We start from the raw sequence: 20,020 nt of genomic DNA, 5'->3' as shown, positions 1-20,020 counted from the left end.
CAACTGGCGGCTCCGTAAATTCGCTGTTACCAGCGATTGACAGCCCCGCGACGTGACCTGCGACCATGGGCGATCGCCGCGCACTGTGGTGAGGATCGCACCGCCTGACGCAAAGTTTGCTGCAGCGGCCGCCACCGCCGCCCTGCCAAGGGCGTCCCCGCTATACCCGCCCGTCACACCCGCACCACGGTCGCGCAATAACGCGTGGCAGCAAAGTCAGGGCAAACGGAGTGGCCAGCACCGGTCCGTTGCACGCCGCCCCGGCACCCGGGGTGCGCCCAGTTTGCGCGATTCCAGGGTGGCTGGCGCCCTCCCGACGGTGACCGATACTGGACGTCAGCGTCCGGCGTTGGCTGACAGGCCTTGGCACCCAAGGCGGCACCCCGAGGAGCCCATGAACGAGCCCCAAGAATTTCTGCGAAACCGCATGCGTCCCGAGCAACCGGCCTCGCGTCCCCCCCAGCCGCCCGTCGCGAGCCCCCGACCGGCCCCTCCGGCCGCAGTGCCGTCGCCGGCCGCGCCGCCTCCCCCGCCGGGGCCGCCGACCCCCGCCAAGGCGCCGGCCACGGCGCCTCCCGCGCCCGCGGCACCGGCAACGCCGCCACCGCCACCGAGTCCAGCGCCACCGAGTCCACCGCCACCGCCGCGCCAGCGGCCGCCCGCCCCGCCACCGCGGCGGGAGCCGCCGCTGCCTCCGGCGCCGCCCCCCGGTCCCTGGCCGGGCGCAGCGCCCGCGCCGGTCACCCACCCCGCCGAGCGCGGTTGGCGTCGCATGGTGCGCACGGCGACGTTCGGCCTGGTCAAGCCCGGCCCGTCCGCCGTGCAACGCGAGGCTGCGCAGTTCGAGGCGACGATCCGAACCGCCCTGCACGGCAATCACAAGGTCGGTGTGCTCGGCAAGGGGGGCGTCGGCAAGACGTCGGTGGCCGCCAGCGTCGGCTCGATCCTGGCCGAACTGCGCCAGCAGGACCGCATCGTCGCCATCGACGCCGACACCGCCTTCGGTCGCCTGAGCAGCAGAATCGATCCGCGGACCACCGGTTCGTTCTGGGAACTGACCGCCGACAAGCACCTGCAGTCCTTCGCCGACGTGACCGCGCGGGTGGGCAGGAATGCGACCGGCCTCTATGTGCTGGGCGGCGAGCCATTGTCGGGTCCGCGCCGGGTACTCGACCCGGCGATTTACCGGGAAGCCGCGTTGCGGCTGGACCGGCACTTCGCGATCTCGGTCATCGACTGTGGATCAACGATGGATGCCGCCGTCACCCAGGAGGTGCTGCGCGACCTGGATGCCCTCATCGTGGTCTCCTCGCCGTGGGCGGACGGCGCTGCAGCTGCCGCCAAGACCGTCGAGTGGTTGTCGGATCATCAGCTCGGCAGCCTGCTGCAACGCAGTGTCGTCGTGCTCAACGACTCCGACGGGCACGCCGACAAACGCACCCGCTCCCTGCTGGTCCGCGAGTTCGTCAACCACGGACAGCCGGTGGTCGAAGTGCCATTCGATCCCCATCTGCGCCCGGGCGGCGTCATCGATGTGACCCACGAGATGGCGCCGGCCACGAGACTGAAGTTCCTCCAGGTTGCGGCCACCATCGTCGGATACTTCGCCTCGCGGGCCGATAGACCGGTTGGCGGTGGCTTTCGCCGAAGGTGAAGTGGCGGTGGTAGTTCGGTGGGGCCTTCCGCCCTCACGTCACGCTCGGCGTAGGTGGAGCCGGTGGCCTGCCGACAACGCAAACAGCGCGAGAAATCGGCCGGATTTCTCGCGCTGTTGACGCAGTTTGGCGGTTACGCCGATTGAGCTGTCACCCGCTCGCGCACGGCGAAGCCGTTGCGCTCGGCCAGGGAGCGCAGCTGGGCCAGCGCGAAAGCCCGCGGGCGGCCCGAGTCCGGGATGACGACACCGGCCCAAAGGCCTTCAGCACCAGGCGATTCCACGGCTTCCTTCGCGCACAGCCAGCGGCGGGGGCAGGCCCGGCACAAGGTCTTGGCCTCGTCGTCCGGGGTGGTGGTCCAACGGTCGGGGTCTTGAGTGCACACGCCCAGCTGCGGGACCTCGTAAAGAGTTGTTGCGGTCATGTCTCTGCATTCCTCCATAAAGCGTTGCGCGTTCTGCCCCTCGGTTAAGAAGGCTAGCGGATCAACCGTCGCAGTGCAACAGTTTGATCTGCAGCAGTTTCGCGTTGGTGCTACACCTTTACAGCGCGAAGGGCGAGCTTACCCTTGCAACCTGCAATTACCAGGGGTTACTACCTGTCAATAGGCTGTGCGTCGGCTGCTGATCGGCTGGTTCTGTGCACAGCTTTCCGCCAAAGTGTTCCCAGCGGCTGCGGTTGGCGCTATGGTTAACCGTAGCAGTTGTCGGGTTTGAGTTCACCGCGCACGAGCCGGACGGCCCGCCGAAAAGCGTAGCGAAGGTATAGCAATGAAAGGGTGCAACGGTTACCATGTTGGTCAGCGAAAGGCGAACCGTGCAGCCCGCGGTGTTGCCCGCCCTGACCACCGCAAGCGAGGATCCCACGCACATGCCTGACGCCGAATCGACCGTGGGGCCGGCTGCGCTGGCCGCCTTGCGCGGTGTCGCGGCACATCCGATCGCACCCGGCTTGGGCATCGCCGAACTAGACCGCCAGGGACTGCGGGTCGCCGAGCCGCAGGCTCCGGGGTTCGACCGGCAAGCAGTGCCCTCCAACGGAAACTGGCGCGTCGTCGACCACCGCGGGAGCGGTATGTTCGTCGACGAACTGCGCGAAACCACATCTGTCAGCGACACCAAAAACGTCCGGTTCGGCGATCCCACTGGAGGCAAGGCGTTGACGTTCGAAGTCGTCAGGCCGACGAATTTGCCTGAAGAGCCCCGTCAGGATGATCAGACCAACGACGCCGACCCGGGCGTGGTCCGCGCCGGGGCCGCCGCCGCGGCCCGCCGCCGCGAGCTCGACATCAGCCAGCGCAGCCTGGCCGCCGACGGCATCATCAACGCCGGTGCGCTCATCTCCTTCGAGAAGGGTCGCAGTTGGCCCCGGGAACGAACCCGCGCCAAGCTCGAGGAAGTTCTGCAATGGCCCGCGGGCACCATCGCCCGCATCCGGGAAGGCGACGCGGCCGCCAACCAGACGGTCGCGATGCCCGCCGCCGATACCGTCGCCGAGGGTCCGTCGGCCGGCGACGGCCCGGCGTCGCTGATCGCTCAAGCCGTGGCCGCTGCGGTGGACACCTGCAGCCTGGCCATTGCCGCGTTGCCCTCGCCCGAGGATCCCGACTTCACCGAACGGGCCGCACCGATTCTGGCCGATCTGCGCCAACTCGAGGCGATCGCCGTGCAGGCCACCCGTATCAGTCGCATCACCCCGGAACTCATCAAGGCGATGGGCTCGGTGCGCCGATACCACGACAAATTGATGACGCTGGGCGCAACGGCGCCCGGTGCGACATTGGCGCAACGTCTGTATGCCGCGCGCCGGCGAGCCAATCTTTCGACACTGGAAACCGCGCAAGCGGCCGGAGTAACCGAGGAAATGATCGTGCGGGCCGAGGCCGAAGAAGCGTTGCCGGCCGAAACTGTCCAAGCGATCGAAGAACTCATCAGTCAGATCAATTGAATTGCACTCGGGACGCGGTCACTCGCTGACGCGCCCCGGACGGATTGGCCGGGGCAGGCGTCTGCCGCCCCGAAATCCCGCTGTGGGTCCGGCCGTGCCGTGCACGCGAAAAGGCCAGCCCCATCTGAAAATTCGTGCATCTAGCCCTGTCAATGCGCTGCTAAGCTCAACGTACGGTGCGAGGGAGCATAAAGAAAATGACCGTGCACACCAACAAGCCAACGTAAGGAATCACTCACATGTCGGGTAGCGCGATGTGCAAGACCACCAGTAACTTCATCTACGCTCAGTTGTTTTTGCTGGGCGAAGGTCTTCCCGACCCCGGTGACATATTCAATGCCGGCTCGTCACTGTTCAAAGGGGTCGCCGACAAGATCGGTCTGGCCATTCCCGGTACCAGCTGGATCGGTCAGGCCGCGGACGCCTATTTGAACCAGAACACGGCCCAGCAACTCCGGGCCAAGCTCATGGGCGACATCGACAACTTGACCGGCAACCTGATCTCCAATCAGGCGGAGCATGTGTCGGACACCCGCGACGTGCTGCGGGCGATGAAGAAGATGGTCGACGGGGTCTACAAAGCCTGCAAGTGGCTTGAGGACCACCTCTGGATCATCGGTGACGCCGCGTCGGTCGCCCTGGCGATTCCGTCCTGTGGACTCGCGATGGCCGTGGTCGGGGGCGCGCTGCTCTACCTGACGATCATGACGGCCATGAATGCCGCCAGCATGATCGGACTCGGTGGCCGGCTGCTCGACATCCTGACCAACCTGCCGGCGTTGGCCGGCCTGATCCCGGGGATCATCGACGGCATCATCGACTCCATCTGGCCTCCGAAGCTGCCCGACATCCCGATCCCCGGCTTCCCCGAGATTCCCGGGCTGCCCGACTTCACCTGGCCCCCTGTCCCGGGCCTTCCGGACTTCAACCTGCCGATCCCGGGTCTGCCCGAGTTCCAGTGGCCGTCCATCCCCGGTCTGCCGGACTTCGGCGGCCTGCTCCCCGGCTTCCCGGACTTCGGTGGCGGCGGGCTCATCCCGGGCTTCCCCAACCTGCCTGGCATGCCCTCCATTCCGAACCTGTTCCCCGGCCTTCCCTCGCTGGGCAACCTGTTCCCCGGTGTCGGCAACCTGGGCCAGCTGCCCACCTGGACCGAACTGGCCGCGCTGCCCGACTTCCTGGGCGGCTTCGCCGGCCTGCCGGCGCTGAGCTTCGGCAACCTGCTCAACTTCGCCCAATTGCCCGGCGTCGGTCAGATCACCTCGACGATGGGCCAGTTGCAGCAGCTCATGGCGGTCGGCGGTGGTCCGGGCCAGATGGGCAGCATGGCCGGCCAGCAGGCGCAGATGATCTCCGCGCAAGCCCAGCAGGCGGGCCAGAAGGACGATGGAGGCGCGGCAGCGGGCTCCGATGGGGAGCGCGCGCCGGTCGAAGCGGGAGCGGGTGGCCAGCCGGGCCAGCAAGGAACCGTCCTGTAATTGCATACAGCCGGCCACGAAACGGCCAAACCCATAGCAAGCCAAAGCCATAGCGAGTAAGAAGTTAAACGTAGAGGAGGGTTTACCCCATGTCAGGAGTTCTCGAAGTCGTTCCTTCATTCCTGAGGGTGCTGTCGGGCATGCAAACCGAGATTGCCGGCCAATTCGGGACCGCGACCAACACGGTCAGCGGGATCAGCGGCCGGGTCTCGATGACGCACGGCTCGTTCACGTCGAAGTTCAACAATGCCCTGCGGGACGTGGAGACCAGCCGCTCCAACACCGGCAAGGGTGTGCAGGGCGTGAGCAACGGGCTGGCCACCAACCTGATTTCGGCCGCCACCGCCTATCTCAACGCCGACAAGGGGCTGGGCGGCATCATCGACAAGATCTTCGGCTGATCATGTCGGGTCCGCTCGCTGCTGGTCGTGCGGGCCTCGCAGGCCCGGTCGATGACGTGGTGGGCGTCGAGGTGACCATCGACGGCATGTTGGTCATCGCCGACCGACTGCACCTGGTGGATTTCCCGGTTGCCCTGGGGATCCGACCCAACATTCCGCAGGAAGATCTGCGGGACAAGGTTTGGGAACAGGTGCAGCGCGACCTCACCGCACAAGGAGTGCTGGACCACAACGGTCAGCCCCATCCCAGCGTCGCCACGATGGCCGAAACGATCAGCCGGGCGGACCGGACCCTGGAGTGCCGGTGGTGGCGCCGCGACCGAGGCGGTTCGGCGGGCGGCGTGATGGTGCGATTCGTCGTGTGCCGCAAGGGCGAAACCCACGTCGTCGCGGCACGCGACGAGGACCTGCTGGTGCTGCAGTTCGTGGCACCGCAAGTCGGGTTGGCCGGAATGGTGACCACCGTGCTGGGCACGGCCGAACCGGCCAGCGTCGAACCGTTGACCGGTGTGGCCAGCGAGCTGGCCGAGTGCACGACGGCGGCGCAGCTGGCCAGTCACGGCATCCCGATGGCCCAGGCACGCATCTACACCGAGATCGTCAGCGACCCAACCAGCTGGGTGGAGATCATCGCAACCGAACGCCATCCCGGTGGCACCACCACTCACACCAGCGCTGCCGCAGGCGTTCTCGACTCCAAGCACGGTCGCTTGGTCTCGTTGCCACGGCGCGTGGGCGGGGAGTTGTACGGAAGCTTCCTGCCCGGAACGCAGCAGAACCTGCAGCGTGCCCTCGACAGCTTATTGGAGCTGCTACCGGCCGGCTCCTGGTTGGACCGCGCCCAAGCCTCCGCCTGAGACCAATTCACGCACTTCCGAATCGAGAAAGGACCCGACAGTGGAACTGCCCGGGAACGACTACGACAGCGACGATCTGGGCGCGCTGGACTTTTCCGGCGGCGGTGGCACCGACGTCGAGGAATCCTCTCTCGACGCGCTCGACGAGTTCGCGCCTCCGCCCGCGACCCAGGACGCCGACCCGGGGCTCGAGGCCCTGGAGGGTTTGACCGACCAGGAAGAGGAACCCGACCTCGCATTGTTCACCGTGACCAACCCGCAGGGATCGGTGTCGGTCACCGCGCTCATGGACGGCCGGGTCCACACCATCACCGTGACCGACAAGGCATCGAGCATGTCGGAAACCGCGCTCGCCGAGGAGATCTTCGTCATCGCCGATCTGGCCCGGCAGAAGGCGCGGGCCGCTCAGCACACCTTCATGGTGGAGAACATGAGCGAGATGACCGGTGAGAGCGAGCAGCAGAATGCGCTGCTGCACGAGTTCGTCGGAATGACGCTGAACCTGCCGACGCCCGAAGAGGCGGCCGCGCGCGAGGCGGAGGTGTTCGCCAGCCGGTACGACGTCGACTACACCGCTCGCTACAACGGTGATAAATGACCGATCGCCTGGCCGGTCTGTTTGACAGTGCCGTCGGCATGCTGCCGTTGTCGGAGGCACGGTCACTCGACCTGTTCACCGAGATAACAAATTACGACGAGACGGCATGCGACGCATGGGTGGGACGGATTCGCTGCGGCGACACCGACCGCGTCACGCTCTTCCGGGCCTGGTATTCGCGCCGGAACTTCGGGCAGCTTTCCGGCGCCGCCCAGATCTCGATGAGCACCCTGAACGCGCGGGTTCCCATCGGGGGGATCTACGGCGACATCACCTACCCGATCACCTCTCCGCTCGCGGTGACCATGGGCTTCGCGTCTTCGGAAGCGACGCAGGGCAATTACGCCGACGCGCTGGAAGCCATGGAAGCCAGCTCGGTCCCCGGGTCAGAGCATCTGGTGTCCTGGCTCAAGGCGGTGATCTACGGTGCCGCGGAACGCTGGACCGACGTGATCGACGAGGTCAAGGGCGCCGGAAAATGGCCCGACAAGTTCCTCACCGGTGCTGCCGGGGTCGCGCACGGCGTGGCCGCGGCCAACCTGGGCCTGTTCACCGAGGCCGAACGCCGACTCACCGAAGCCAACGACTCGCCGGCCGGTGAAGCGTGCGCGCGGTCCATCGCATGGTTTCTGGCGATGGCCCGACGCAGCCAGGGCAACGAGGATGCCGCCGTCGCGCTGCTGGAGTGGCTGCAGACCACTCATCCGGAACCCAAAGTCGCCGCGGCACTGAAGGATCCGTCGTACCGGTTGAAGACGACGACGGCCGAGCAGATCGCCTCGCGCTCGGATCCCTGGGATCCGGGCAGCGTGGTGACCGACAACTCCGGTCGCGACCGGCTGCTGGAAGAGGCTCAGGCAGAGCTGAACCGCCAGATCGGACTCAGCCGGGTGAAAACGCAGATCGAGCGGTACCGGGCGGCGACCCTGATGGCGCGGGTGCGCGCCGCCAAGGGCATGAAGGTCGCCCAGCCCAGCAAGCACATGATCTTCACCGGCCCGCCCGGCACCGGCAAGACGACGATCGCGCGCGTAGTGGCCAACATCCTGGCCGGTCTGGGCGTCATCGCCGAGCCGAAGTTGGTGGAGACCTCCCGTAAGGATTTCGTCGCCGAGTACGAAGGGCAGTCAGCGGTCAAGACCGCCAAGACCATCGACCATGCCCTGGGTGGCGTGCTGTTCATCGACGAGGCCTATGCGCTGGTGCAGGAGCGGGACGGGCGCACCGACCCGTTCGGACAGGAGGCGATGGACACGCTGCTGGCCCGGATGGAGAACGACCGCGACCGTCTGGTGGTCATCATCGCCGGCTACAGCAACGACATCGACCGGCTGCTGGAGACCAACGAGGGCCTGCGCTCGCGCTTCGCCACCCGCATCGAGTTCGACACCTACAGCCCCGAGGAGATCCTCGAGATCGCCAAAGTAATTGCGGCTGCCAATGATTCGATGCTGACCGCGGAGGCGGCCGACGAGGTACTGGCGGCGGCCAAGCTGTTGCATGACCGAACCCTGCGCGGCCGGCCCGCCTTGGACATCGCCGGCAACGGACGCTACGCGCGGCAACTGGTCGAGGCTGCCGAACAATGCCGCGATATGAGGTTGGCCCAGGGTCTCGACATCGAGGCTCTCGACGTGGACCGTCTACAGGAGATCAATGGCACCGACATGGCCGAGGCGATCGCCGCGGTGCATGCACAGCTGAACATGAGAGAGTGACAAATGGGGCTTCGCCTGACCACCAAGGTTCAGGTTAGCGGCTGGCGCTTCCTGCTTCGCCGAGTCGAGCATGCCATCGTGCGGCGCGACACCCGCATGTTCGACGATCCCCTGCAGTTCTACAGCCGCTCGGTCTGGCTCGGTGTGGTCATCGCGATCGTCATCCTGGTGGGCGCGGGGCTGTTGGCGTTCTTCAAGCCTCAGGGCAAACTCGGCGGTACGACGCTGCTCACCGATCGGGCGACCAACGAGCTGTACGTGATCATGTCGGGACAGCTGCACCCCGTGTACAACCTGACGTCCGCGCGACTTGTGCTGGGCAGCCCGGCCAGCCCGGCCACGGTGAAGTCCTCGGAGCTGAGCAAGCTGCCGCTGGGACAGACGCTCGGCATTCCGGGTGCGCCGTACGCCACCCCGGTGTCGGGCGACCGCAATTCGATCTGGACTCTGTGTGACACCGTCGCCCGGGCCGACACCGCGTCACCCGCGGTACAGACCTCGGTGATCGGGATGCCGCTGCTGATCGATTCCTCGGTCGACCCGGTCGACTCCAACGAGGCGCTGCTGGCGAGCTACCAGGGTCAGCAGTGGATCGTCACCGAGAAGGGCCGTCACCTGATCGATCTCAGCGACCGGGCCCTCACCTCGGCGATGGGGATACCCGTCACCGCCAAACCCGTCCCCATCTCCGAGGGGATGTTCAACGCGCTGCCCAGCCAAGGTTCCTGGCAGCTGCCGCCCATACCGTTCGCCGGAACGCCCAACAACCTCGGCCTGTCCGACGAACTGGTCATCGGGTCGGTGTTCCAGATCCACGCCGAGAAGGGCCCGCAGTACTACGTGGTGCTGCCCGACGGCATCGCCATGGTCAATTCGACCACCGCAACGGCGCTGCGCGCCACACAGTCGCACGGTCTGGTCGCACCGCCCGCGGTGGTACCCAGCGTGGTCGTGCGGATACCCGAACGGGTTTATCCCTCACCGCTTCCGGAGGGCCAGCTCAAGATCCTGTCCCGGCCGGACGAACCGACGCTGTGCTGGAGTTGGGACCGCGCCGCCGGCGACCAGGCACCCAAGACCACCGTGTTGTCCGGCCGGCATCTACCGATCCCCTCGTCGCTGATGAACAACGGCATCAAGCAGATCCAGGGATCGGCAACGGTTTACATCGACGGGGGCAAGTTCGTGCAGCTGCAGTCTCCTGATCCGCGCTACGGCGAGTCGATGTACTACATCGACCCCGAGGGGGTGCGCTACGGCGTGCCCAACGCCGATGCGGCCAAGGCGCTGGGCCTGAGCGCACCGAAAACCGCGCCGTGGGAGATCATTCGGCTGCTGGTGGACGGGCCGGTGCTCTCCAAGGAGGCGGCCATGCTGGAGCACGAAACGCTACCGGCGGATCCCACACCCCGAAAGCTTCCGGGCGGCACTCCCGGAGCCCCGCAATGACATCGGACAGATCATGACAACGAAGAAGTTCACGCCGACCATCACGCGCGGCCCGCGGCTGAGCCCCGGCGAGATCAGCCTCACGCCGCCCGACGACCTCGGCATCGACATTCCGCCGTCGGGCATCCAGAAGGCATTGCCCTACGTGATGGGCGGGTGCATGGTCGGCATGATCGCGATCATGCTGGCCGGCGGCACCAAGCAGCTGTCGCCCTACATGCTGATGATGCCGCTGATGATGATCATGATGATGGTCGGCGGCATGGCCGGGGGCACCGGCGGCGGCGGCAAGAAGGTTCCCGAGATCAACGCGGACCGCAAGGAATACCTGCGCTACCTCGCCGGGCTGCGCAGTCGGGTGACCGCCTCGGCCACCTCCCAGGTCGCCTTCTTCAGTTACCACGCCCCGCATCCCGACGATCTGCTGTCGATCGTCGGGACGCAACGGCAGTGGTCCCGGCCGGCCAACAGCGACTTCTATGCCGCCACCCGCATCGGGATCGGCGACCAGCCGGCCGTGGACCGGCTGCTGAAACCGGCGGTCGGCGGTGAACTGGCGGCCTCGGCCGCGGCACCCCAGCCGTATCTGGAACCGGTCAGCCACATGTGGGTGGTGAAGTTCCTGCGCACCCACGGCCTCATCCACGATTGCCCGAAACTCCTTCAGCTGCGCACCTTTCCGACGATTGCAATCGGTGGCCACCGGCCCAACGCGGACCGGATGCTGGCCGCGATGATCTGTCACCTGGCGGTGTTCCATCCACCGGACCTACTGCAGATCCGGGTGCTGACCGAGGACCCCGATGATCCGGACTGGTCGTGGCTGAAGTGGCTCCCGCACGTTCAGCACCAGACCGAGACCGACGCCGCCGGTCCGGTCCGGATGATCTACACCCGCCCCGACGCGTTGGCCGACCTGGCCGCGCGCGGCCCACATGCTCCTGACACCCTGCCCACCGGGCCCTATGTCGTCGTCGTCGACCTCACCGGTGGCAAGGTGGGATTCCCGCCCGACGGCCGGGCTGGTGTCACGGTGCTCACCCTGGGCAATCACCGCGGGTCGGCTTACCGGATCCGCGCCAACGAGGACGGGACCGCCGAGGACCGGTTACCGGGGCAGCAATTCCGCCTGGTGACCTCGACCGCCGACAGCCTGACGCCGCTGGAAGCCGGCCGGGTGGCCCGAAAGCTCGCCGGGTGGTCCATCACCGGCACCATCCTGGACAAGACGCAGCGGGTGCAGAAGAAGGTCGCCACCGAGTGGCACCAGATGGTCGGCGCCAAGAGTGTTGAGGAGGTGACGCCGGCACGCTGGCGGATGTACACCGACACCGACCGCGATCGGCTCAAAATTCCCTTCGGTCACGAGCTCAAGACCGGCAACGTCATGTACCTCGACATCAAGGAGGGCGCGGAGTTCGGCGCCGGACCGCACGGCATGCTCATCGGCACCACCGGCTCGGGCAAGTCGGAGTTCCTGCGCACCCTGATCCTGTCACTGGTGGCGATGACCCACCCGGATCAGGTGAACCTGCTGCTCACCGACTTCAAGGGTGGTTCGACCTTCCTGGGCATGGAGAAGCTTCCACATACCGCGGCCGTCGTCACCAACATGGCCGAGGAAGCGGAGTTGGTCAGCCGGATGGGTGAGGTGTTGACCGGCGAGCTCGACCGACGGCAGAACCTGCTGCGGCAGGCCGGTATGCAGGTCGGGGCGGCCGGTGCCCTGTCCGGAGTGGCCGAATACGAGAAGTACCGCGAGCGGGGCGCCGACTTGGCTCCGCTGCCAACGCTTTTCGTCGTCGTCGACGAGTTCGCCGAGTTGCTGCAGAGTCACCCGGACTTCATCGGCCTGTTCGACCGGATCTGCCGCGTGGGCCGGTCGCTACGCGTGCACCTGTTGCTGGCCACCCAGTCGCTGCAAACCGGGGGTGCCCGCATAGATAAGCTCGAGCCCAACCTCACCTACCGAATAGCGTTGCGTACCACCAGTTCCCATGAGTCGAAGGCGGTCATCGGAACTCCGGAAGCGCAGTACATCACCAACAAGGAAAGTGGAGTCGGATTCCTGCGGGTCGGGATGGAAGACCCCGTCAAGTTCAGCACCTTCTACATCGGTGGTCCGTACATCCCTCCGGCCAGCGTCGAGACCAATGGTGACGGCAGCAAGCGCAGCACCAGCGCGATCAAGCAGTCCGTGAAGATCCACCAGTTCACCGCGGCTCCCGTGGTCGAGGCGGGGGCACCTCCCACCGGCGAAGGAGTGCTGACACCGTGACCGATACCGAAGTGCGTGCGTTACGCGAGGTGGTGCTCGACCAGCTGAGCACCGCGGAATCGCGGGCCTACAAGATGTGGTTGCCGCCGCTGTCGGACCCGACGCCGCTCAATGAGCTCGTCGAGCGCGACCGGCGCCAACCCCTGCGGTTCCCACTCGGGATCATGGACGAGCCGCGCCGGCACCTGCAGGACGTGTGGGGCGTCGACGTGTCCGGAGCGGGCGGAAACATCGCCATCGGGGGCGCCCCGCAGACCGGGAAGTCCACGCTGCTGCAGACACTGGTCATGTCCGCGGCTGCCACTCACTCCCCGCGTAACGTGCAGTTCTACTGCATCGACCTCGGTGGCGGCGGGTTGATCTACCTGGAGAACCTGCCCCACGTCGGCGGCATCGCCAACCGCTCGGAACCCGACAAGGTCTCCCGGGTGGTCGCCGAGATGCAGACCGTGATGCGGCAACGAGAGCAGCTGTTCAAAGAGCACCGCGTGGGGTCGATGGCGATGTACCGGCAGCTGCGCGACGACCCCAATCAGCCCGTCGCGGCCGATCCCTACGGCGACGTGTTCTTGGTCATCGACGGATGGCCCGGTTTCGTCAGTGAGTTCAGCGAGCTCGAGAGTGCGGTGCAGGACCTGGCCGCGCAGGGCCTGGCGTTCGGCGTGCACGTCATCATATCGACGCCGCGGTGGACCGAGCTGAAGTCGCGCATCCGCGACTATCTGGGCACCAAGATCGAGTTTCGTCTCGGCGACGTCAACGAGACGCAGATCGACCGGATCACGCGAGAGATCCCGGCGAACCGTCCCGGCCGCGCGGTCTCGATGGAAAAGCATCACCTGATGATCGGCGTGCCCCGATTCGACGGCGTGCACAGCACCGAGAACCTGGTCGAGGCAATCACCGCGGGTGTCAACCACATCGCGTCCCAGACCACGGAAAAGGCGCCGCCGGTCCGGGTGCTGCCCGAGCGCATCCATCTCTTCGAGCTGGACCCCAGCCCACCGGGTCCCGAGTCCGACTACCGCACCCGCTGGGAGATTCCGGTCGGACTGCGCGAGACCGACATGACGCCGGCTTACAGCCACATGTACGCCAACCCGCATCTGCTGATCTTCGGGGCGGCAAAGTCCGGCAAGACCACCATCGCGCACGCCATCGCTCGCGCCATCTGCGCCCGCAACAGTCCCGACCAGGTGCGATTCATGATCGCCGACTACCGTTCCGGCTTGCTGGGCGCGGTGCCGCAATCGCACCTGTTGCAGGCCGGCGCGATCAACCGCAACAGTCAGAGCCTGGACGAATCCGTGCAGGCACTGGCAGTCAACCTGAAGAAGCGCCTCCCGCCGCCCAGTCTGACGACAGCGCAATTGCGTTCCCGTTCGTGGTGGAGCGGATTTGACCTCGTGCTGTTGGTCGACGACTGGCACATGATCGTGGGTGCCGCCAGCGGTATGCCCCCTATGGCCCCGTTGGCGCCTCTATTACCCGCCGCGGCAGATATCGGATTGCACATCATTGTCACTTGCCAGATGAGCCAGGCGTACAAGGCCACCATGGACAAGTTCGTCGGTGCGGCTTTCGGGTCGGGCGCACCGACGATGTTCCTCTCCGGGGACAAGCAGGAGTTCCCCTCCAGTGAGTTCAAAGTCAAGCGCCGACCTCCTGGCCAGGCATTTCTGGTCTCACCAGAGGGAAAGGAGGTCATCCAGGCGCCCTACATCGAGCCTCCAGACGACCTCGCAGAATAAGTGCACGGACCATCCCCAATCCCCGGTTAGGATTATTTCAGCGCTAGAACGGAGCCGGCGAATCGGCCCCCACGGAACGCTAACCAGGGGCTCGGTCCCGCGATAAACGGCGAAGTTTGGGGTCTCGTAGCCAAAATCAACGTGAACAACTGAACAAATCATAAAACGGTGTTTCGCGTAGTCGCGCAATCGCCGTAGAGAATTACGAGGGGAGTTGATCACCATGCTATGGCACGCCATGCCACCAGAGCTGAATACGGCACGGCTAATGGCCGGAGCAGGGCCGGCTCCTATGTTGGCCGCGGCTTTGGGATGGGAAGCGCTCGCGGCGGCGCTCGACGCTCAGGCCGTCGAACTGACCGCACGGCTGAACTCGCTGGGCGAGGCCTGGACGGGCGGCAGCAGCGACAAGGCGATCTCCTCGGCCCTGCCGATGGTGACGTGGCTGCAAACCGCTTCGACCCAGGCCAAGACGCGGGGGATGCAGGCGACCGCGCAGGCCGCTGCCTACACGCAGGCCATGGCGACCACGCCATCGCTGCCCGAGATCGCGATGAACCACGTCACCACTGCGGTGCTGGCGGCCACCAACTTCTTCGGGATCAACACCATCCCGATCGCCCTCAACGAGATTGACTACTTCGTGCGGATGTGGCTGCAGGCCGCACTGGCAATGGACATCTATGAGGCCGAGACGCTCGCCAACACCATGTTCGACCAGATCGAGCCGATGGCGTCGATCCTCGACCCGGCGATGAGCCAGAGCGTGTCCTCGACCCAGATGTTGGCCATGCCCAGCAGCCTCACCTCGGGCCAGTTGTCGGCGACTGCCGGCCAGGTCGCGGAACTGAGCGGTCCGATGCAGCAGCTCGCCCAGCCGGCACAGCAGCTGACCTCGATGTTCAGTCAGATGGGCAGCGGCGGCGGCACCGGCGCCGGACTCGGCGACGAAGAAGGCGCCCAGATGGGTCTGCTTGGGGCCAGCCCCTTGTCCAACCATCCGTTGGCCGGCGGCTCGGGCGCCAGCGTCGGCTCGGGTCTGCTGCGTGGCGAAGCCCTGCCGGGCGCGGGCGGCACGCTCGCCCGCACGCCGCTGATGAGCGGACTGATCGACAAACCCGTCGGGCCCGCGATGATGCCGGCGGCAGCCGCCGGCGACTCGGCGACCGGCGGCGCGGCCCCGGTAGGTGCCGGCGCGATGGGTCAGGGCACACACGGCGGTGGCAGTTCCCGGCCTGGCCTGGCAGCCCCGGCTCCGGCCTCGCAGGAGCGCGACGAGCAAGAGGAATACGTGTGGGACGACGAGGACGATTGGTGATCGCCCGCACCCGCAACAGACTTCCCGGCCAAACCGGGCCGGAAGACTTGCCAACCATGGCGAGGTATGCAAAGAGAGAAAGTAGTCCAGCATGGCAGAGATGAAGACCGATCACGCTGCCCTCGACGCAGAGGGGCGCACCTTCGATCGGATCGCCACCGACCTGAAGGCTCAGATCCAGCAGGTCGAGTCCACCGCACAACAGCTGCAGAGCCAATGGCGGGGTGCTGCCGGTCAAGCCGCCCAGCAAGCCGTCCTCCGCTTTCAGGAAGCCGGCAACAAGCAAAAGGCTGAACTCGACGACATCGCGGCGAACCTCACTCAGGCTGGCGTCCACTACCAGCGCGCCGACGACGAGCAGTCGCAGACGTTGTCCGCGCAGATGAACTTCTGATAAACCCCCGATACCACCGAGAAACGGAGCACACAACATGACAGAACAGCAGTGGCACTTTGGGGCCATCGAGGCTGCGGCCAGCACCATTCAGGGAAATGTCAGCACCATTCACTCCCTGCTCGACGAAGGCAAGCAGTCGCTGACCAGGCTTCAGGCCGCTTGGGCAGGCCAGGGCCAGGAAGCTTACAACGCAGTTCAACAGAGGTGGGACACGACCGCGCTGGAGCTCAACCAATCGCTGCAGAACCTCGCACGCACGATCAGCGAGGCCAGTCAGGCCATGGCGTCCACCGAGGGCAACGTGACGGGAATGTTTGCGTAAGGAGCGTCTTCCTGCGCGTAGAATCTCGAAGCACGAGATCGGGCGAGTTCAACCCATCCGGGGGATCTCGCCCCTTCTCGTGCTTCGACGTTTTTGCCATTTGTGACGACCTTCAGAGAGGTTCTCATGCCGGCCGACTATGACAAGCTCTTTCGGCCCGCTGGGGGATCCGACTCACCCGACGACGATGCCGGGCAAACTTTTTTCGATCCGAATGCGTCCTTCACTGCGCCGCCTGGGGGCAACGGCGACGCAGGCGCTCCCATCGACTGGTCGCAGCCCGCGCCCCCGGTGCCGCCGCGGGCCGCAGTCGCGTCGCCCCCACCCCCTGCCTTTCCCCCGCTGCCGATCGGTGGTGCTCCACCCGAACCGCCGCCCGAGCCGCCACCGCCACCGCCCCCACCACCGGAGTTCGACCTCGAACCGCCCGTAGCCGCCGCGCCGGCCGGCGGGCGAGGTGGCCCAGGCAAATCCGCACTGCCGCCGATGCCGATCGGCGGACCACCCCCTCCGCCGCCGCCGCCACCACTCCCGGAGTTCAATCCCGAGCCTGCGCCGGCCACTCCCACCGCGCCGATTTCCGGGCCACCGCCGGTTCGACCGGCCGCCCCCGAGGCGCCGCCTCCCGAACCGGCACCGCACGCCGAACAACCCGAGCCGGCGGCTGCCGAACCGGCGGCCGCAGAACCGGCTTCGTCGCCACCGAGGCCCCCGATGCCGATCGGCGGGCCACCCCCGCCTCCACCGGCGCCGGCCGAACCCGAAGCGGCACCCCCGGAACCTCCGGCTCCCCCCGCCCCCGCGCAGCCCGCGGCGCCGGCTCGACCCGAACCGCGGCAGACCGCGCCCGAGCCCGCTGCCCGGCCCGCCCCGCCGCCTCCCACCCCCGTCGCACCGCCACCGCCGCCGGTCACCCGGGCCGCGCACCGCGCGCCCAACCACTCACCGGATCGGGTACCCGGCAACGGCACGCCCCCGGCGTGGGAAGCCCCGCCGGCCCAGCCCGACGGCAACCGTCGCGTGCGACTCGGGGAAGCACACCAGCAGTCGGGGCCGGAGCAGCCACCTTCGGAGGCGCCGCCACCGTCGCGGCGGGCACGTCGGGGCCATCGGTATCTGCCCGACCCGGAATCGGCCGAAGCCGACCCGGAAACCGGCCCGTACTTCCGAGTTCCGATGCCTGCCGGTTCCAATCCCCAGCCACGCCCTGGACCGGCCCCCCAGCCACCACCCCCTGCGCAGGGTGGCAAGCGGCGGGCGCCGTCCGGCCCGATTCCGGTACATGCCCGCCCGGCACCCGGCATGCCCGAACCACTTGCCGCCCCGGTTCGGCAGGCGGCTACGGCACCACCACCGCGGCCGCCTGCCCAGGAACAACCACCCCGCGCACCGGCCGCTGCGCCCCAGTCGCGACCGGCGGCGCACTCGAGGGCGCCCAGGCACATCCCACAACGAGGCTGGCGGCGGGCGCTCTACCAGGTCACCCGGATCAACGTCGGACTGTCCCGTGACGAGAAGTACGAACTGGAGCTGCGCACCCGGGTCAGCCGCAAGCCGCGCGGCTCGTACCAGATCGGCATGCTCGGGCTGAAAGGCGGCGTCGGCAAGACCACCACCACGGTGACCCTGGGCACGATGCTGGCGCAGGTGCGCGGTGACCGGATCCTGGTGCTGGACGCCGATCCGGGCTGCGGGAACCTCGCCGAGCGGGCGGGCCGCACGTCACCGTCGTCGATCGCGGATCTGATCGCCGAGGAGAACCTGTCGCACTACAACGATGTCCGCGCCCATACCAGCGTCAACAGGCACAACCTGGAGATTCTGCCGACCGCCGAGTACACCACCGCCCAGCGCGGACTCAGTGGCGAGGACTTGCGGTTCGCGGTCGATACCGTGTCGAGGTTCTACAACCTGGTGCTGGCCGACTGCGGCCCCGGGCTGTTTGATCCGGTGACGCGCGGCGTGCTGCAGACCGCATCGGCGATCGTGATCGTGACCAATGTGTCGCTGGACAGCGCGCGGCAAGCCGGAAGCGCCCTGGAATGGCTGCGGAACAACGGTTACCAGGACCTGCTGAGCCGCGTGGTGGTGGTCATCAATCACGTTGCGGTTGGTGAAACCAATGTCGCAGACAAGCAGTTGGTGAGACAGTTTCAACAGCTGGTTCAACCGAACCGGGTTGTGCTCCTGCCGTGGGACAAGCACATCGCGGAGGGAAGGGAGATCCAGCTCGACCGGCTCAGCCCCGGCTATCAGCGGCGGGTGCTCGAGCTGGCCGCTGTTCTGTCCGACGATTTTGAAAGGGCTGGACGTCGTTGAGCGCACCTGCTGTAGCTGCTGGCCCTGCCACCACCGGGGCGGCCCCCGCTCGACCTGCCACCACGCGGGTGACCGTCCTGACCGGCAGACGGATGACCGACCTGGTGTTGCCCTCGGCCACGCCGATGGCCGCCTATATCGACGAAACCGTCTCGGTGCTGGCCGATCTGCTCGAGGACACCCCGGCCGACGTGCTGGCGGGGTTCGATTTCAACGCTCAGGGCGTCTGGACCTTCGCCCGGCCGGGCGCGCCGCCGCTGAAGCTAGACCAGTCACTCGACGAGGCCGGGGTGGTCGACGGATCATTGCTGACGCTGGTCTCGGCCAGCCGGACGGAGCGATACCGACCCCTGGTCGAAGACGTCATCGACGCGATCGCGGTACTGGACGAAAGCCCCGAATTCGACCGTAAGGCGGTCGACCGCTTCATCGCCGTGGCCATCCCGATCTTCATGCTGCCGATCGCCGCCGTCGCCATGCGCGCCTGGTGGGTAACCGGGCGCCACTGGGTCTGGCCGATCGCGATCGCCGTGGTCGGCGTTGCCGCCCTGGTGGCGGCGTTCGTGGCGAAGCGGTTCTACGACCGGGCCGAGCTTTCGGAGTGCCTGTTGATCGCGGCCTACCCGCTGCTCGCCGTCGCGGCCGGCATCGCCGTTCCGCTGCCGCGGGGAGTGAGTTCCCTTGGGGCGCCACAGCTTGCGGCTGCTGCCACCGCGGTGCTGTTCCTGACCCTGGCGGTGCGCGGCGGGCCGCGGCAACGCCACGAAGTGGCTGCGTTCGTCGTCGTGACGACGATCGCCGTAATCGGCGCGTCGATCGCCACGGGCTACGGGTACGGCAAGTGGGTGCCGGCCGGGGCCATCGCGTTCGGGCTGTTCGTCATCACCACGGCGGCCAAACTGACCGTCGCCGTCGCCCGCATTGCGCTGCCGCCCATTCCGGTTCCCGGGGAAACGGTCGACAACGAGGAGCTGCTCGACCCGGTGGCCGTCGACGAGACCGCCAAGGACGAGACCCCGACCTGGCAGGCGATCATCGCGTCGGTGCCCGCATCGGCGGCACGGCTGACCGAGCGCAGCAGACTCGCCAAGCAACTGCTGGTCGGGTATGTGACGGCGGGCGCGGTGATCCTGGCCACCGGCGCCGTCGCGGTGGTCGTGCGCGGGCACTTCTTCGTGCACAGCCTGGTGATAGCCGGACTGCTCACGGTGCTCTGCGGGTTCCGTTCGCGGCTCTACGTGGATCGCTGGTGCGCCTGGGCCCTGCTGGCGGCGACCGTCGCGATTCCGACGGGTCTGACCGTCCGGCTCAGCCTCTGGTATCCGCAGTGGGCGTGGGTGATCCTCACCAGCTACCTGGTGCTGGTGGTGTTGACGCTGACCATCGTGAGCGCCATGGCCCCGGTTCGCCGGCTCTCACCGGTGGTCAAACGCATCACAGAACTGGTGGACGGCGCCGTGGTCGCCTCGATCATTCCGTTGCTGCTGTGGATCTCCGGCGTCTACGATCTGGTACGCAACCTGCGCTTCTAG

At 67.0% G+C, this 20,020-nt stretch carries 16 protein-coding genes; 15 read left to right on the top strand and 1 reads right to left on the bottom strand.

The annotated features are described in order from the left end of the window. Nucleotides 1-394: 394 nt before the first annotated feature. Nucleotides 395-1,654: a MinD/ParA family ATP-binding protein gene (locus AC5Y7D_RS14930; RefSeq protein ID WP_499925172.1), complete on the top strand. Its 1,260-nt coding sequence runs from the start codon at nt 395-397 to the stop codon at nt 1,652-1,654. A gap of 134 nt (nt 1,655-1,788) precedes the next feature. On the opposite strand, the gene AC5Y7D_RS14925 is transcribed toward AC5Y7D_RS14930, so the two are convergent. After that, the gene (locus AC5Y7D_RS14925; protein WP_306246627.1) at nt 1,789-2,079 is read right to left on the bottom strand and encodes a WhiB family transcriptional regulator; all 291 of its coding nucleotides are present in this window, start codon (nt 2,077-2,079) and stop codon (nt 1,789-1,791) included. Nucleotides 2,080-2,447: 368 nt separating this feature from the next. Here AC5Y7D_RS14925 and AC5Y7D_RS14920 point away from each other — a divergent pair, with 368 nt between their 5' ends. From AC5Y7D_RS14920 to eccD, 14 genes are all read left to right on the top strand, one after another. Continuing rightward, nucleotides 2,448-3,602 (top strand): ESX-1 type VII secretion system transcriptional regulator EspM, encoded by a 1,155-nt coding sequence (locus tag AC5Y7D_RS14920; RefSeq protein WP_499925169.1) that lies wholly within the window; start codon nt 2,448-2,450, stop codon nt 3,600-3,602. Between the two features lie 239 nt (nt 3,603-3,841). Next, a complete protein-coding gene (locus tag AC5Y7D_RS14915; protein WP_499925167.1) occupies nt 3,842-5,080 on the top strand; it encodes an EspA/EspE family type VII secretion system effector in 1,239 nt (412 codons plus the stop codon). Nucleotides 5,081-5,169: 89 nt separating this feature from the next. Beyond that, entirely contained in the window at nt 5,170-5,481 is a 312-nt protein-coding gene (locus tag AC5Y7D_RS14910; RefSeq protein ID WP_499925163.1) for an ESX-1 secretion-associated protein, read from the top strand. Nucleotides 5,482-5,483: 2 nt separating this feature from the next. After that, nucleotides 5,484-6,338: an ESX secretion-associated protein EspG gene (locus tag AC5Y7D_RS14905; RefSeq protein ID WP_499925160.1), complete on the top strand. Its 855-nt coding sequence runs from the start codon at nt 5,484-5,486 to the stop codon at nt 6,336-6,338. Nucleotides 6,339-6,378: 40 nt separating this feature from the next. Further along, nucleotides 6,379-6,936, top strand: a complete 558-nt coding sequence (locus AC5Y7D_RS14900; protein ID WP_499925157.1) for a DUF2694 domain-containing protein — start codon at nt 6,379-6,381, stop codon at nt 6,934-6,936. Next, entirely contained in the window at nt 6,933-8,654 is a 1,722-nt protein-coding gene (gene eccA / locus AC5Y7D_RS14895) for a type VII secretion AAA-ATPase EccA (RefSeq protein WP_499925154.1), read from the top strand. Before AC5Y7D_RS14900 ends, eccA begins: the two co-directional genes overlap by 4 nt. A 3-nt stretch (nt 8,655-8,657) precedes the next feature. Next, nucleotides 8,658-10,103 (top strand): type VII secretion protein EccB, encoded by a 1,446-nt coding sequence (eccB, locus tag AC5Y7D_RS14890; protein ID WP_499925152.1) that lies wholly within the window; start codon nt 8,658-8,660, stop codon nt 10,101-10,103. A 13-nt stretch (nt 10,104-10,116) separates the two neighbouring features. Next, on the top strand, nt 10,117-12,381 hold the full coding sequence (gene eccCa / locus AC5Y7D_RS14885) for a type VII secretion protein EccCa (RefSeq protein ID WP_499925150.1): 2,265 nt from the start codon (nt 10,117-10,119) through the stop codon (nt 12,379-12,381). Then, the gene (eccCb, locus tag AC5Y7D_RS14880) at nt 12,378-14,132 is read left to right on the top strand and encodes a type VII secretion protein EccCb (protein ID WP_499925147.1); all 1,755 of its coding nucleotides are present in this window, start codon (nt 12,378-12,380) and stop codon (nt 14,130-14,132) included. The genes eccCa and eccCb overlap by 4 nt, the downstream gene beginning before the upstream one ends. A gap of 223 nt (nt 14,133-14,355) precedes the next feature. Then, nucleotides 14,356-15,450, top strand: coding sequence for a PPE family protein (locus AC5Y7D_RS14875; RefSeq protein ID WP_499925242.1), 1,095 nt, complete (start codon nt 14,356-14,358; stop codon nt 15,448-15,450). 91 nt (nt 15,451-15,541) lie between these two features. Further along, nucleotides 15,542-15,844 carry a WXG100 family type VII secretion target gene (locus AC5Y7D_RS14870; RefSeq protein ID WP_499925144.1) on the top strand — a complete coding sequence of 101 codons (303 nt, stop codon included), beginning with the start codon at nt 15,542-15,544 and terminating at the stop codon, nt 15,842-15,844. A gap of 37 nt (nt 15,845-15,881) precedes the next feature. Further along, a complete protein-coding gene (locus tag AC5Y7D_RS14865) occupies nt 15,882-16,169 on the top strand; it encodes a WXG100 family type VII secretion target (RefSeq protein WP_499925141.1) in 288 nt (95 codons plus the stop codon). Nucleotides 16,170-16,295: 126 nt separating this feature from the next. Continuing rightward, nucleotides 16,296-18,488, top strand: coding sequence for a MinD/ParA family ATP-binding protein (locus tag AC5Y7D_RS14860; protein WP_499925137.1), 2,193 nt, complete (start codon nt 16,296-16,298; stop codon nt 18,486-18,488). Next, nucleotides 18,485-20,020 (top strand): type VII secretion integral membrane protein EccD, encoded by a 1,536-nt coding sequence (gene eccD / locus AC5Y7D_RS14855; protein ID WP_499925133.1) that lies wholly within the window; start codon nt 18,485-18,487, stop codon nt 20,018-20,020. Before AC5Y7D_RS14860 ends, eccD begins: the two co-directional genes overlap by 4 nt.

Source organism: Mycobacterium sp. NGS49 (assembly GCF_059812565.1).
This window is presented reverse-complemented; position numbering and strand designations above follow the sequence as displayed.